General features: G+C 48.2%; 9 protein-coding genes. All 9 read right to left on the bottom strand.

Features of this window, described 5'->3' with window-relative positions; genetic code table 11:
- Positions 1 to 18: 18 nt before the first annotated feature.
- The gene (locus QOL74_RS09675; RefSeq protein WP_283409268.1) at positions 19 to 555 is read right to left on the bottom strand and encodes a winged helix-turn-helix transcriptional regulator; all 537 of its coding nucleotides are present in this window, start codon (positions 553 to 555) and stop codon (positions 19 to 21) included.
- 176 nt (positions 556 to 731) lie between these two features.
- Positions 732 to 1,802 carry a Wzz/FepE/Etk N-terminal domain-containing protein gene (locus QOL74_RS09670; RefSeq protein ID WP_283409267.1) on the bottom strand — a complete coding sequence of 357 codons (1,071 nt, stop codon included), beginning with the start codon at positions 1,800 to 1,802 and terminating at the stop codon, positions 732 to 734.
- Between the two features lie 12 nt (positions 1,803 to 1,814).
- Positions 1,815 to 4,871, bottom strand: a complete 3,057-nt coding sequence (locus QOL74_RS09665; RefSeq protein ID WP_283409266.1) for an O-antigen ligase family protein — start codon at positions 4,869 to 4,871, stop codon at positions 1,815 to 1,817.
- Positions 4,872 to 4,890: 19 nt separating this feature from the next.
- Positions 4,891 to 6,810, bottom strand: coding sequence for an S-layer homology domain-containing protein (locus tag QOL74_RS09660; RefSeq protein ID WP_283409265.1), 1,920 nt, complete (start codon positions 6,808 to 6,810; stop codon positions 4,891 to 4,893).
- A 181-nt stretch (positions 6,811 to 6,991) separates the two neighbouring features.
- Entirely contained in the window at positions 6,992 to 7,891 is a 900-nt protein-coding gene (locus QOL74_RS09655; RefSeq protein ID WP_283409264.1) for a hypothetical protein, read from the bottom strand.
- Positions 7,892 to 7,978: 87 nt separating this feature from the next.
- Positions 7,979 to 9,844, bottom strand: a complete 1,866-nt coding sequence (locus tag QOL74_RS09650; RefSeq protein WP_283409263.1) for a copper amine oxidase N-terminal domain-containing protein — start codon at positions 9,842 to 9,844, stop codon at positions 7,979 to 7,981.
- On the bottom strand, positions 9,844 to 10,959 hold the full coding sequence (locus tag QOL74_RS09645) for a TolC family protein (protein WP_283409262.1): 1,116 nt from the start codon (positions 10,957 to 10,959) through the stop codon (positions 9,844 to 9,846). Before QOL74_RS09645 ends, QOL74_RS09650 begins: the two co-directional genes overlap by 1 nt.
- Positions 10,960 to 11,047: 88 nt before the next feature.
- On the bottom strand, positions 11,048 to 13,297 hold the full coding sequence (locus QOL74_RS09640) for a copper amine oxidase N-terminal domain-containing protein (protein WP_283409261.1): 2,250 nt from the start codon (positions 13,295 to 13,297) through the stop codon (positions 11,048 to 11,050).
- A 455-nt stretch (positions 13,298 to 13,752) separates the two neighbouring features.
- Positions 13,753 to 15,351, bottom strand: coding sequence for a CTP synthase (gene pyrG / locus QOL74_RS09635; protein ID WP_283409260.1), 1,599 nt, complete (start codon positions 15,349 to 15,351; stop codon positions 13,753 to 13,755).
- Between the last annotated feature and the right edge of the window lie 55 nt (positions 15,352 to 15,406).

Here is a 15,406-nt window from a genome sequence, read left to right as displayed (position 1 = left end):
TATTTACGTGCCTACGCTTCATGGCAGTTTATCCAGTAAATTGATGATAGGATTGGCATAGTTCATGGATCCCTCAGTATTGCTGGGATAGTACTTAATGACAGGGGTCTGCGGATTGATAGCTTCTTCCATAGTTTGAATCAGAGTGATAGCTGCCCGCTGTTGAAGAGACAACTCGTCAATGGCGGTAATGATGAGGCTGCCCACTTCATCATTAGTGTAGAAAATGTAGAGCGCAGAGTGGTCTTTCAGCAGATTTGCGAAAGTGTTTTTTATATGTTCTTTGGTTTGGGTAATGGCGTTATAATGACGCTTGATGTAACTGACGGTTTTGTTGGCTTTTTCCACCATGCCTTTTGGAGTAAGCATATACGCCACCCGATGAGCAGGGATGGATTCAATTTTAATGAGTCCTTCTTTGGTCATTTTTTTTAACAGTAAATTGACGCTGCCCAGGGAAAGGCCCGTATGGCGAGAGATGTCTCTCTGGGTGGCGTCGGGGTTAGATTCTATTTGGGAAAGAATCAAGTATTCTTTGTCGTAGGATATGTTCATAGGACCTCCAGTAGATTGGTAACAGGGTGTAGAATAAGTGTCTAGAATCAATGAATAGCTCTCTCCGATGTGTCAAAAATAACCTTGCGTTCATCAATTGAACGCAAGGTTATCGTATCATGTGAAAATGAGATTGTCAAGGGTTGCAAGTGCTACGTGAGTTCGATACCACAGTATTAAAGCTGCTTAGGTTTAGATTTTTGCCAGTACTCAATGAAGAAGGCCATAAAAGCACCCATCATGAGGCCTATCGCCAAAGCGATAGCTAGGTTGAGGCTAATTCGGGGGGAGATTCTACGCAAAGGGTTGCCTCCTGCATAGTCAGTTGCACCTCTCACAATATGAACAGGGGCGGTTTCCAACTGATTCAGTTGCTCGATGATTAGGTCAGCTTCATTCTTTAGCTCATCCAGCGCCACCTTCAGCTGATTTAGTTCCATTTCTGCCTGAGTGACAGCTTCCAGGCGGGCCAAATAGGATGGATTGGTCTCCTGAGTGCGCACCACCGTGGTGCGGTTGGCATCGGGGTCGGCCACGGCCATGGATGGGTCATCCAGCACCGCTCTCTCCAACGTTATATAGGGGTCAGTAGCTTCCATCTGCGCTCGGTTGGAAGCCAAGTTCATTTCAGCCGTTTGAATGGCCCTTTTCTTACGGCTAATTTCCTGGTTTAGTGACCGGGTGATTTCTTCCACAGTGATACGGTTGAACTGAACGGCCATTTCGTCCACTAATCCCAGAAGAGCTTCCTTCTCTGTCCCCTGAAGATTAATTTGAAACAAGTAAGCGTTGAGCGCATTAATCTCGATGGTTTCCATGAGACGGTTAATGGGTCTCGCCACAAAACCCTGCTGAATCATGGCGGCTTCAACCACTTCTGGGCTGTTAATAAGCATCTGAGCATCTCGAATATTCATTTCATTGCGTTCATTGAAACTCACCAGAGAAAGTCGATTGGCGATGATTTCCTGAAGGTGTTCTTCAGTGGTGTAGCGGTCAGGGCGGCTCATGCTGATGATGACCCGAGCTTCATCAACTGAAGTGACGAAGCCCAAAGTAATGGCGGCAGTCAGCACTAACGCAGCCAGAGTGATAGCAACGATCTTCTTCCAGTGTTTCAGCAAGGCTTCAATGATCTCCCGAAGGCTAGTTTCTTCTTCGTAATAGCCGTTATGGTAGCCATTAGGAGAATGACTACCGTTGAAGATGGGAGAATGTTGCGGCTGGCTCTGTTTTTCCTGTGACATTGGTGAACTCCTTTATATATTAGTAGTTTGTTGAACCACCACTCCACGGATTGTAAAGCTGCCGGGGTCGTGGTTGGCGTCGGATTCTGGACTGCGACCAGGGTGGTCGAAACGGATGTATTGGTCATTGACCGGATCAATGTCACCGATGATGGTAAATGTAAAGGTAGCAGCCAGATTTTTTGTTTCTTCCTGGGTTAGGATATGGGTGTGCTGTGTTGCTCCCCCTTCACTGTCAGTGGCAATCACATGGATTTGCAGGGGAGCCTCCAGACTAATTTGGGCGAAATCCACCCACACCTGATACGTAGTTTTCGACTGCAGTGGTATATTGGGAGTATGAGCAAGCCCCAGGTCAGTGCCGGTATTGATGGTTAATAGCCCTTCATCCGTAAGAGTAGTGGTGAGTTGGGCATCTTCGCGACCCCAAGCACGCCAAGCTTGTTCGGCACCAGTGGCATACTCCAAATCAAGGAAACTGACATACAAGGGGTTTTCTGACGGATTTAAGGCAAAGGGCAGGTTGCCTGCGGCAAACTCCTGCCATGCTCGAAGATACATCAGATTGTTTTTAAAGACACTTGTGATGGCCAGGGGTACCTTAGCCTGCTGATTGGCCTGTTGCTGAATATGGAGAAGCTGAAGACCTTCCTGCGCAGTTTCTGCCAAAGCTGGTTCTACTGGCGATGCATCTTGTGTCGAATTGCCTGACATGAATTTCACCAGGTTGAGGTAGGCAGCTGAAACTTCCTCATAACCCGTTCGGTCTAGTGGAGCTTCAGTGATCCGCTGCTGGATAAGTTCTCCGGCTTCCTGAAATTCTCCCTGATAGATTTTTAAATCGACACCTGCCATGATCAGTTCCCGGTGGCGGGGAGCATAGCGCATTCCCTGTTGCCAATGGTGATTTGCCACTGTGAGCATTACCTGATCGCCGGTGGTACTATATAATTGAAGCAGATTACTCGTTAGATCCAGGCGATACTCTGGCCGCAGACGGTCCAGAGATGCTGCTTGTTCGAAGGTATCGTAAGCCAACTGAGCTTCTCCTGTCTGCCCGTAGAGAACAGCGTTTTCATGGCTTCTGGAGGCGCCCCAAGCAGTCATAGCCAACACCAGAACAGGAATAAGTACCAGAGATGCTGCCCATCCAGGCAGATCGCTACTGGAAACCCGCGGACTTACTTTCTTGTTCCATGATGAAGGCCACAAGGGTGGTTGCAACAGCGCCAGCAGCATCCAATAGAAAAGAAACGTGGCCAAGTAGCTGAAATTGAAGTCGAGAAAACTGTGACCTAAGAGTGATAGTACTGCCACATGAAGAGAGGTCTGTAAGAGATGGCCAGCGCGAAAAGACTGGTACAACCCCCATATGATCAACCCCACCATGCTGGCAAGCAAGATCAGGCCTAAATAGCCGGCTTCCACCGCTGTTTGAAGAAAGAAATTGTGAACCTGTCGGCTGTAATAAGGCTGACTCTGATATTCACGATAAAGTGCATCCCATGCACCGCCACCTGCACCCACGGGGTGACTTCGTAAAATAGTCATACTGTCCCGGTAATAGGTTAGACGCGTATCAGCACTATTCTCTTCACGACCAATGTTTTCCAGCCGTTGTACCAGACCCTCTGGCAAAACCCTATATTGGAGTGGGATGGAATAGAATAGATCAGCTTCAGGATGAATGACGGTTGCTTCATGAAATGTGACCGCGGTGTTCTCGAACTGATTGCGAAACACAATTCTAAGAGCAGTGGTGTCTTCTAATGTTTCAAAGGGGATCATGATTTCACCGGAAACTTCTTTCACGCCCACGTGCTGCAGGATTCGAGTGCTGTCTCTCCCTGCATTCTCTGAAATTACCTCCACCAGCCAGGGCCACTGTTCTTCGTTACCTCCCTGGGTTTCCAGCTGCAGATGAAGTTCATATGCTGTTAAGGGCTGCATGTCTGACAGAGTGCGGGTAAGGGTTTGGTTGCGGGGTTCCTCCAAGTCCATATTGTCAAACACAAGTGGTTCTGTGGCCTGCAGGGCAACCATCAACAACACGGCCGCTCCCAAAAGAACCGCTCCCATTGCTATAAACAGCACTTTTTTCAGGTGGGTATGTTGCTGGGACTGCAGGAAGTCTTCCATACGGTTCGACAGCCGTAGCAGACCGGCCAGCAACAGCCCAAAGGCCGCGGTGGCAGCCAGAATGATGGCGAAGACAGAGAAACCGCCTGCTTCACTTCCAGTAGTAGCCCGGTAGAAGGGCATCAAGGCCACTAGTAGCGGAACACCGCTGATGATGTAGGTGAGCAGCATCATAATGCGATTTTTCCCAGGGAGAATGATTAGAAAAAACAATGCTATCAGGGGAAAGAGCAACCAAGCCGCCCGGGAATAGGTGAAGACGAATACAAAGAGCATGAAGAATCCAATGCTGCCATAAGCTACTTTTTTCCATTTCTGGGATGCTTCCAGCATGAGACCATTGCTGACAAAATAGAGAGTCATCATCCATGCGGCCAATGTGTTGGGATATTGAAAGATGCCTGCCAGGCGATTGCTCATCACAAGGTCAGGGTAATCCCATAATTGTGCCGCTCCCATAAGCGCAGTGGTTGCAACTATTATCCCTGCAACCAGCATGAGATTTAAAAGCATCTCCGTATATCGATTGTTGCGATTCAAATTGCGCACCAGAATGAAAACAACAACTGCCACCACATAATATAGAATCATTGTAAGCGCTTCCCACAAGACTACCCATTGAAAAGTAATCACCGGAACCCAGTAGGCTGCCAACAGCAACAAAGGGCTGAATCCATGAATGGAATCCCACCACACACGGTGGCGAAATAGGCTGGTCAGCGCAAAGACAACGACACCTAATAACAGAAATATCAAGGAAAACAATATTTTGTCTTCCGGAAAGAACGCTCCCCGGGATAACACCATGAAGGTGAGTAGGATTCCCATAAAGAAAGCGAAAAAAGACTGAAGCGGCAATACCGCAGCCTCGCCGGCTGCGGTATTGCTTTTATTTAGTGGAAATTGTGTCGATTTCATCTTTTTGCTCAACAGAATTCACCTGCTTCTCTTATTCTTCAAGCACATCAATCAGGTCAGCCACAAAGAAGTCGCCTTCGAAGTCACCGCGAATGCTGATGAGTGAGTTGCGGCGGATGCTCCCAATGGTGATCTCTTTTCTGTTTGTGTCGTAAATACGGGTATTGTTCTCCACGTAGATAAGCACTTCTTCGCCACGGGCTGTGTCAGTACGTCTCAAGCGAATCTGATTGGTTCTTTCGTACACCGTTTCAACGATGCCTCTCATATACTCGCCCCGGTAACCTTTTTCAAGACTAATCTCCAGAACGCTGTCTGCCCGCAGCGTTAGCTTAACCCAGTCGCCATTGCGCAGGTCGGCGATGGCTTTTCGCTCGTTATCGATGAAAACACGTGCTCCATCTGTGATTTCATAGGTTTTTTCAGTGCCGCGGCGATCTTCGATGGTGATCATGTTGGTACGGGCGATTTGAATGGCCACAATGGTTCCTTCAACCGTATTTTCCAACTCCACCTGTTTCGCATCAATACGTGTCACTTTTCCATCCCGCAGGCGAAGGGTGATGATATCTCCCGTCATCAAATCGCTGAGTTCTGCACTTCGACCTTCGATGCGGATATATAAATCTTCGCCGAGAAGATACTCTCTTTCAACATTTCCTGATGTTAATGTAATGTGATTGTCAAACCGGGTGACTCTTTTAGCCAGTGTGCCTTCTGCATCGTTAATGGTATCCAGCTTCTCGATCTTTGTGGCTTCTTTATCCCGGTAATAGACAACCACTCGTTCTCCAATGGTTAACCAATCAAAATCAACCTCAGTTGTATCTGCCATTACAGGGATTTTTTCATCGGCCTGTAAAGTCATATCCACATTCTTTCCACTGTCGACAATACGTAATACGTAGTACCCTCTGTCTTTTGTCATGTCCACTAACGACTGTAACGTGCCTTCAACTTTGTCTCTTTGAGGGTCCACTTCAATACGGGTGATGATTCCCTCCTTGTTCAGGGTAAACTCGGCGGTTTGATCTTCCTGCAGGCTGCTGAGGCCTCGTTCAGATCCGCGCACATAGACCCTGGTATCATTGGTAAAGGGATAATCATCCACCCTGGTTTTTCCTTCTTCCACCAAATAAATACGATTGCTGTTGAAGCTGAGCAGTTGAATAACTCCAATAAGTCGGGTTTCTTTCTCTTCTTCTTTTTCTTCCTTTTCAGGTTCTTTGGTTTCCACCGGTATGGTAACGACAATCTCATTGCCAGTTGAATTCAGCCAGTCATACGCTTTACTGATCACCGCTGCCATCTCTGAACGTCTAATGGCCGCCCGGGGATTAAAATTGCCCTGATCGTCGCCTGTTAAGATACGATGTTGTGTCAGAAAGTTGACATGCAGCATCGCCGCACTGTTGATCATTTCAGCGTCTTTATATGTCAGGTTCACCGTGGTGGTGCCCTCTTGATTAGGGTTAAGCGCACGGCTGAAGAACACGGCCACTTCTTCCCGGGTTGCCGGGTTCTGTTTGGGCTCACTGCCGCTTTGATTCATCAGCATTGTTAACTCGGTGGTTGTCAGGATCCCATACTCCAGTGCGTAAGCCACCTGCTTTTGACCCCAGGGAACACCCGCTGCTGTCATCAGGCTGTTGTACTTCTGTGTGAAGTCTGACTGAGATTTCAAATCATTTGTAGCTTTTAATGTTTCATACACCATGACAACCGCCTGCAACCGGGTGACCGGATTCTCAGGATCATATACCCGCTGACCGGTGGTTGCGTGGGTATAGCCGCCGATGATTCCTGTATCAGCTGCTCTGCGGATGTGGGAATATGCCCAGTGATTTGCCGGAACATCGGTAAATTGAACGGAAGCAAAGGCAGTCAGTCCGCTGCTCAGCACCATCAAAGCACACATTGCCAGAAGCACCCATTTTGATTTTATGCACATACGATATCCTCCTTTATCATGATCTCATCTGTTACATAAGACGTTTTTATCTCGTGTGAGTTTCATCACTCTTCATCAGTTTACGCTATTTTTATCGTGATTGCAAGTAATCTGGGGTTAATCACAGGCATAAAAAAAGCTCTGTGGCCAGGCCGGGCAGAGCTTTTATGCAGCGTTGTGATTAACGGCTGGCAATTTGAGTCATTCGATTTATGTCGAGGTCTGTGAGTTGTCTGACCCGATAGGAAAACTGTTTATCGGTTGATGATAACACATTGTTTGTCAATGAAAGTTGTTGCGCGACAAAATGACTGTTATAAGCATGTCCGCCGCCAAAGAAACCGGTATATTCGTACACGTTACCGTCGGCGGTATAGTCCAATGCTCTTGCCAGATCCCGCACCACATGCGTCTTCCCATATCGGTTCACATAGGCATATCCCACCCCTTCACGGGCAAGGTTCTCCCCAGGAACCGGTGTGGACTTAACAGAGGCCGGCAGCGATCGATAGCCTGAAGAGCCATATCCTGGAACGGATCCATCCGGTCTCCTCACAGTCGTCGCCACTTCTCTGGAGGCTATGATGGCACTGGTCATCATGTCAACACCAAGCGCCCTCAGTTTTTCCCGAACCTCTGCGGCTTGTGCTTCCAACAAATTATCATATCCCTGACTGTCAGTCACTTTGCTTTTTAACGCTTCTGGATGTTCCTGCGCAATTCGATTCCATAGCTGGTTTCGCTCAATGGGGTTCTTGGGAGTCCACCCACGGTAGGTTGTCGTAATCATGTCACCTGATTGTGGCAAAACATTTGCAGCAGTTGTACCGGAGCGAATCGAGTCATAACGATAGTCGTAATCTGGAAGCTGTGTTTCAGACAAACCATTTGTGACGGCACCTGTGTTGTGGTTTGTATGTGTCACCGCCCCCGTTGACTGGTTCAGAAGATCATCCAGTACATTCTGAAAGGAAGCCGCTGCCACTGCAGTGTTTTGTTTTTCGATTGTTTTTTGACTGTTTTCAATATAATTTGAAGCATTTTTGTCGTGTTGATCATATTTGGTTTGAAGCGTGATCATGCAGACACCACCTTTCAGAAGCAGTATCGGAAAAAAACCGTCGAACCTTTAGCAGTTCCGACGGTTTTTTGAATATTATTGATAAAATCATCGATTAAACACAAGGGTGCTGGTTTCGCTTTCCCAGCGATAGTCAATGCCAAAAATCCTCATCAGCGGACTAATGGGCAACATGATGCGACCTTCCCTTATAACGGGTGCCGTATCCATTTGGATGGTTCCCTCACCCGCAATAATGTCTCTGCTGTTTGCCTGCACCTGAATGACTGAATTTTGATGACGGATGGTCACTGTTGATGTGGCTGCATCCCATACAAGATCCTCTTCGGGAATGCCCATCATTTCTGAAACATCTCTTAACCCCATGAATGTGCGACTGTCCAGAATAAACGGATTCACCCGATAGGGGAGCATGCTTCCATTGCGTGTATAAAAGCCACTGTTGATTGGCAGTCGATATTCGGATGTCAGCCCATCAACGTAAATCACCATGTCATCTTCTTCCTCATCAGGTGCTGCCTCAATGACAGCCGCTGTATAAAGGAGATTGGCCCCACCCGAACCTGCTACCAGTACTTCCACCGGCCCGGTAAAGCCATCTTCAAGAAGAGCAAACCCGCCACTGAAAATCAGCGTGCCGGGATCTTTGGTGTAGCCACTTCCCGACGGCCGACTGACTGTCCCAACAATGGAGCGCCGATTGTAGTCAGCAAACTCCCAGGCAATCCTGTTGCCCCGTTTGTCAAATTCAATGCCATTGGTTTCACTGCCTGATGTCACCTGTGGATTGCTGGCCGGCCTGATTTGGCCGTCGCTCTCTTCCACATAATCCCAGCTGGCACCATCTGGAAGCGTTACTGTAATGGTATCGCCCGGTCTTAATTCTTCGGCAGCACGTTCCTTAACTGTGAACCCGGCAAGCGGCAGTTTCTCCTGGTATGGCAGATTTTGATATTCACCGCCTTCGGTATCGATGCGTCTGATCGTGTATGATGCAATGGCCAAATTGGAAGGGGTGCTGTTGCTGATATCTGCAACCACTTCCCCCGCACGTGCATTTTCAGCACTGACAGTAATCAACAGTCCCGATTCCTGATAACCGCCTTCCACTTCCCATTCTGCCATTTTACGTTCATCAAGGTTCGTCAGCTTTTCAAAGTCCAACACTGCAATGCGGGCAGCCGTTCTCTGTACATTGGGGTCTTCATACCTGACAGGAATAACTTGCACTTCGTCAGTTAAAAACCCGGAAATGGGTTTCACCACCACCTGGTTTACTGACATGTCCCATGAAAAGCCTCTGGGCAATGTCACTTTTACATTTCTGGGAAAATTCACCGATGTCTGTTTAAACCGAAAAGGACCGGCTGATTGAGCGTAGGGTGCCGAAGGCGAAACTGAAGCGGCACTGCCAGCCGAAGCCTGATAAAAAACACGGGTTGTATAGGCAATATCAATTGAAGCTTCTTCAATAAGTCGGCTGCCTGCCACTGTAATATCCACTGTCACTTTCCAGTCATCAAAATTTCGCGGCAGCTTTAAATCTTTAAAGGTAAAGTCCATCACGCCGTCATTCCCATTAGCCAGCAAATCGGTACGGTAAATAAACCGGTTCCCGTTGTTAAGCACTTCGTAGGGTGACGAGAAAGAAGAACTTAAGCTGGTTAATGAAACGGCATCAATGTCTGCGGTAATTCCCTGAGGAAGATTAAACTCAATTCTGACATCATATTCAGAAGCTTCAATTCGATTAGCCGGCACAATCAACCGAATTGTATTAATGGTGCCTGTGATTCCACCTGATGTCATTCCCAGTCCCGGATCGATGGATTTGCCGGAATCCAGCACCTCAAAACCTGCCTTTGTCTGCGCTGCAACTGGTTGCACACACATTAGCGTCAGCAGCAGTAAGACACTGATCAGTCTGATGATATTCTTCTGTCTTGTTGTCATCAGCTAAATCCTCCCCCCATCGCCCAGGGTTTTTTAAGAACATCTTTCAGTAAATCATGCTGCAGTATCATCTGTTGTTGTTGCCAAATGATCTCTTCAGCTGCCAGAGCAGTCTGTTTGAGCTGAAAATCTGTAATAACGCCTGCTTCATATTGTACAGAAGCCACACGCACCTGCTCTTCAATCATCTCAAGCTGTAAATTCAGCAAATCGATTTGTTCTTCCAGGGCAACAATCGCCCGGTAACTGGCTCTCGCGTTATTTTCCATCTGTTCTTCCGTGCTTAGTTGATTGGTCTCTGCAATACTCTTATTGATTTTCTGTGCATCATAAGAATAGCGGCTGAAGGCCTCATTGAAATTAAACAGGTTTAACTGGAGCTGGGCCATATCCACTTGGCTGTTGGCCAACCATGTATAAATACTGCCAGCCTTAAGAGAGTTGATATGACTCGTCAGATTAAACAGTTTCAATGGTTCATATTCGGGAAAATCGACTGCCACATATTCCCGGTTAGTGTTAATGCGCATGGTTTCATTCAGCACCTGATTTCGGTTACTTCGCGCTTCTTTCAACAACTCGATGCGACGTTCATTATCTTCCTGCTGTTGTGTCGCCAGGAGGATTTCGCTCCTGCTGGTAATTCCCTGTTCAAACTGCACTTCTTTTAAGCGATGCTGCCATTGATTCAGTTCGTCTTTCTGTAGGTGATGAGCTTCCTCAAGTTGAGCCTTAATCAATTCATAGTATTGTTCTTTCACCTGATATTCTATCTGATCTTTCTTAAGATCAAGTTCTTTTCGTTTTTGCTGCCATTGCAGATCACTTTGCACTAAATTGATCGTTGTTTGGTTTGCCAGCTCGTCTGAAGAGCCACCTGGTCCTCCAATGGGTACTACGTTAACCATACCTACAGCATTCTGCCTTTGTTTGAAACTTTGATCCACTTGTCTTTGTGCATTCTTTAAATCCAAATTATTCTTTAACGCAGTCTCAATTGCTTCTTCCAATGTTAGTACTGGTATTTCCACCGGTTCCTCTGCTGCCCAGACACTTCCTGTGATCGTTGAAAGCAGTAACCCTGTCAATAGAATTACCACTATAATCCTTTTCATGTTATGTTCCCCTTCCATACACTGTTGGTGATGGACAAAAAGAGCCCTTGCGGGCTCTTTTTTGTCTGTGAAGTTGAAACCTTACTGCTTACTTAAATGTAGCAGTTTGAGTTGTTGCATCCCAGCTGTAGTCGATTCCCATAGCGCGGGCGAATCTGGAAGCTGGTACAAAAGTTCTTTCGTTAACGATTTCTACTGTAGCATCCAGTTCCATGTAAGGAGCACCATTTACACGGAGCACGTTGCTGCCAATAGCCATTTCAAATACTTTACCTTCATAAAGTACTGTTACGGTTCTGGCTGCGCCATTCCATACAGGCTGAACACCAAATACTGCTTCAAGATAACGAACAGGTACCATCAGTCTGTCGTTGCTGATGAAAGGAGCTACGTCCATCATCTGCATTGCACCGTCAACGGTGTAGGAAGTTGAACCAACTGTAAAGCTAACTGCAGCTGTTGCTTCGTCTACCAGTTCACCAGGAGCAGCTGTGATAACATTACCAACTACCAGAGTTGTTGATGCGCTGGCACCAGGGAAGTAACCGTTGGTTGCGGAGATAAGCGCGTCAACCAAAGCACTACCGCCGAATTCAAACTCAAGAGCGCCTTCTGGAGCGGTTCTGTCAAGTGATACTTCCAAATCGCTTACAAGGATTTCGCCTACTTCTTTATCACTGTCAGCAGTGATGCGGATGTTGATGGTTCCTCTGTTAGCGGATGTCCAGATTTCTTCAATGATGATGTCACCACTGAGTACTTTTGCTGTGGGTGTTTTTGCGAAACGAACATCTCCCCAAACAGGAGTGATTTCAATAACGCCTTCACGTGCAAGTGCTTCAGTCTTAACTTCTGTCAATTTGATGTCAGAAACTGCTTGGTTTTGGATACCGATGCGCAGGTCAGCTTCTGCACCGGTCAGTTCAGCAGCCATTGGCTTAGCAACGCTTGCCAGTACTACTTCACCACCAACACCAGCGGATCCACCAAAGGTGACAACAATTTCGTCGCCTCTGAATTCAGGTGTAATGGCTACGCGAGGAGCTTCGAAATACAGTTTTGCTGGGCTGTTCTGTGAGCTGCTTCCAGCTACACGACCACGAAGGGTGCGGCCTGCAATGTCAACTACTTCCCAGCCAGTAATGTCGATGCCACCGAAGTTTTCGGACTTGCTTCTTACGATAGAAGGTCCGTCAATGGTGTTCGGAAGAATGTCAGCCCATTTCGTGCCGGCAGGCAGTGTCATGGTGATGGTGCGGTTGTTTACCAGGGTATCGCCGATGAGCTCTTCGATCATGAAGTCGCCCAGTCTTTGATGGGTTTTACCAGCCAGTCGAAGAGGCTTGGACTCAGCTGATACTTCAGCCAAATAATCACCGTAGCGAGCTACGATCAGTGTAGAAGGAGTCGCATTGCTGATGCTGGCTTCAACGTCACCATGGCTGGCCATGGTAGGATCGACAACGATTCTAAGACCGGTTACTTCCCAGCTGGTAGCTGTAGTGGAAGCAGCCACACGGCTGAAGCTTACACGGGTAGGTCTGCCGTTGATGGGTTGGTCATAAGTAGCTGCAGACAGTTGACCGTCGCCAAATCTTACGGTAGGAGCAGGTGTTACGCTGTCGTCCCAGTAGAATCCACGAGGAAGCTTGATTCTTACAGGATCTTCTTGTGCGCCTGCTTGTGTTTCATTGATTCTGATGGTTCCGATTGCCTGATTGGCACCTTCGCTGTCTGTGATGATGTTAACATCAAGGATGCTGACAGTCACATCGCCAACGCCGATGTTTCCGGAAGGAATCAGGGTTGAGCCGGCAAAAGCTGTGCCAGGCTGGCCGCCGAATTCGAAGTTCAGTTCGGTTCCTTGTGCATTTGCACCAACATAGATGTTGGCAAGTTCAACAACAATTTTTTGCTCAGCATTGTTGTCTTGAACCAGGAAGCTGACTTCTGTTCTGCCGTTCAGAGTAGCTGGTGCTGCAACATATCCACCAGCAGCGTATACTTGTGCTGCAATGGTTGTGCCAGCCATACCTGTAGGTGCTGTGTAGGTAGCGGTAATGCCGTTTACCTGCACACCACGGGGGATTGTTACGAAAACTCTTTCGCCGCCAGGAGCTGTGATGGCATTGGCGGGAACTTTTACTTCTACACGAGTGGTGCCGAAGTTTTGAGCTTGAGCGCCTGTGCCTGTTTCAACATTCACGTTACCCTTTTCGCCACCTGCTACACTTGTCAGTCTTGTGTAGGTAGCTGAGCCTGTTTGCGCGAATGATGCCATTGGGATCAATGACAAAATCATTACGAGCGCTAATACTAATGCGATATTCTTTCTCATTAATTTGTTGCCTCCTTTTCGATGTTGTCGTTCTGTACTGCCTGCGGGCTGTTTGATTTCAGCCCATGTGATGTTGAGTGATTGGTTCGGCTCCCTCCTTTCGATCCAGGTTTCGAAGCTTCTCCTTCAAGGTTCCGGCGAAGTACCAGGAAGCAGCACCTCTCAACCGGCTCCAAAGGAAGGGTGAACTGCACAACCCTCCATCATACGAGTGATTATATCACCCGCAGGTGCAGTGGGTCAACCAAAAGCCGGGGTTTGTAACAGGATTGTAAAGTAGGGCACATGAACTGCCGGACTACATCCTCCACTTACCCTTGCTTCTGCTTTCCCGTCTGCTATCTACCATTATACCCTTCCCTTCGTGTGAATACCATTACAGCCTTGTTACAAATGAGTGACAAGTCTGATACTGTAAAAGACAGCTTTCGCTGCCTTTTAGTTGCATATGCCGGTTACTGTTGATCAAGCGCCGCCTTCACAAAGTCTCTGAACAGAGGATGGGGGCGGGTGGGGCGGCTTTTAAATTCGGGATGAAACTGCCCGCCCACGAACCAGGGGTGGTTTTTCAGCTCGATGATCTCCACCAGACGTTCGTCGGGAGAAATGCCGCTGATGATCAGTCCCAGTTCGGTGAGCTGGTCTCTGTATTCATTGTTGAACTCAAAGCGGTGACGGTGGCGCTCGTAAATCAGGTCTTCGCCATAGGCTTCGCGGGCTTTAGTGTCGGAGTGCACTTTGCAGGGGTAGAGCCCCAGGCGCATGGTGCCCCCCTTGTCGGAGACATCTTTCTGTTCCGGCATAATGTGAATCACCGGATGGATCCCATCTTCATCAAACTCAGAGCTCTGGGCCTGGGTGATGCCTGCCACGTGGCGGGCAAATTCCACCACGGCCATTTGCATGCCCAGGCAGATGCCAAAGAAGGGCACGTTGTTCTCACGGGCGAAGCGGATGGCGGCAATTTTGCCTTCGATACCCCGGTCGCCAAAACCGCCGGGCACCAGAATGCCGGTGACTTCTTCCAGCAGTTGAGAGGCATTGGCATCCGTCACCGTTTCTGCCTGAATCCACCTGATGTTTACCTTGGCGTTGTGGTAGATACCTGCATGGTTCAGGGCCTCGGCAATGGAAAGATAGGCGTCAAGAAGTTCCACGTATTTTCCCACCACGGCGATGGTCACCTGGTGCTCCGGGGTTTTATCTCTTTCCACAATGGTTTTCCAGCTGTCCAGCATGGCGGGACCGGCAGTGAGGCCCAGGTTTTTCACCACAATTTCATCAAGCCCTTCTGCCTGGAGCATGAGGGGCACTTCGTAGATGCTCTCGGCATCCATGTTTTCAACTACATTGTTGGGGTCCAGGTTGCAGAAGAGGGCGATTTTGTCTTTCATATCCCGGGAAATGTGCTTTTCGGTGCGGCACACCACCACATCAGGCTGGATACCGATGGAGCGAAGTTCTTTCACACTGTGCTGGGTGGGTTTGGTTTTCAGTTCTCCGGCTTTCCCCAAAAAGGGCACCAGGGTCACATGAATGTACATGACATTTTCGCGGCCGGCTTCGTGTTTCACCTGGCGAATGGCTTCCAAGAAAGGGAGGGATTCAATGTCGCCCACGGTTCCCCCCACCTCGGTGATGACCACGTCGTAGTTGCCGTCTTTGCCCAGGCGGTACACCCGGTCTTTGATTTCGTTGGTGATGTGGGGAATCACCTGGACGGTGCCCCCCAGATAGTCGCCTTTTCTTTCTTTGGAGATGACTGACCAATAGATTTTGCCGGAGGTGACGGAGCTGTACTTGGAAAGGTTGAGATCGACAAAACGCTCATAGTGGCCCAGATCAAGATCGGTTTCGGCACCATCGTCGGTGACGAAAACTTCTCCGTGCTGGTAGGGACTCATGGTACCCGGGTCAATATTAATGTAGGGATCAAATTTTTGCATGGTGACTTTCAGGCCCCGGCTTTTTAAGAGCTGCCCCAGTGAGGCGGCTGTTATTCCTTTGCCAAGGGAGGAAACCACGCCGCCGGTAATAAAGATGTATTTGGTCATTTACAATCTCCTTTCAATTCTTCCATTACATAAAGGATGCTGGCGGTATGGTGGC

The organism is Anoxynatronum buryatiense, from assembly GCF_900182905.1.
GTDB lineage: Bacteria > Bacillota > Clostridia > Peptostreptococcales > Tindalliaceae > Anoxynatronum > Anoxynatronum buryatiense.
This window is presented reverse-complemented; position numbering and strand designations above follow the sequence as displayed.

Excerpts from the sequence above, each read along its gene's own strand:
- QOL74_RS09650 (WP_283409263.1), bottom strand. The coding sequence starts at position 9,844 with ATGACAACAAGACAGAAGAATATCATCAGACTGATCAGTGTCTTACTG.
- QOL74_RS09640 (WP_283409261.1), bottom strand. The coding sequence starts at position 13,297 with ATGAGAAAGAATATCGCATTAGTATTAGCGCTCGTAATGATTTTGTCA.
- QOL74_RS09675 (WP_283409268.1), bottom strand. The coding sequence starts at position 555 with ATGAACATATCCTACGACAAAGAATACTTGATTCTTTCCCAAATAGAA.
- QOL74_RS09645 (WP_283409262.1), bottom strand. The coding sequence starts at position 10,959 with ATGAAAAGGATTATAGTGGTAATTCTATTGACAGGGTTACTGCTTTCA.
- QOL74_RS09660 (WP_283409265.1), bottom strand. The coding sequence starts at position 6,810 with ATGTGCATAAAATCAAAATGGGTGCTTCTGGCAATGTGTGCTTTGATG.
- pyrG (WP_283409260.1), bottom strand. The coding sequence starts at position 15,351 with ATGACCAAATACATCTTTATTACCGGCGGCGTGGTTTCCTCCCTTGGC.
- QOL74_RS09670 (WP_283409267.1), bottom strand. The coding sequence starts at position 1,802 with ATGTCACAGGAAAAACAGAGCCAGCCGCAACATTCTCCCATCTTCAAC.
- QOL74_RS09655 (WP_283409264.1), bottom strand. The coding sequence starts at position 7,891 with ATGATCACGCTTCAAACCAAATATGATCAACACGACAAAAATGCTTCA.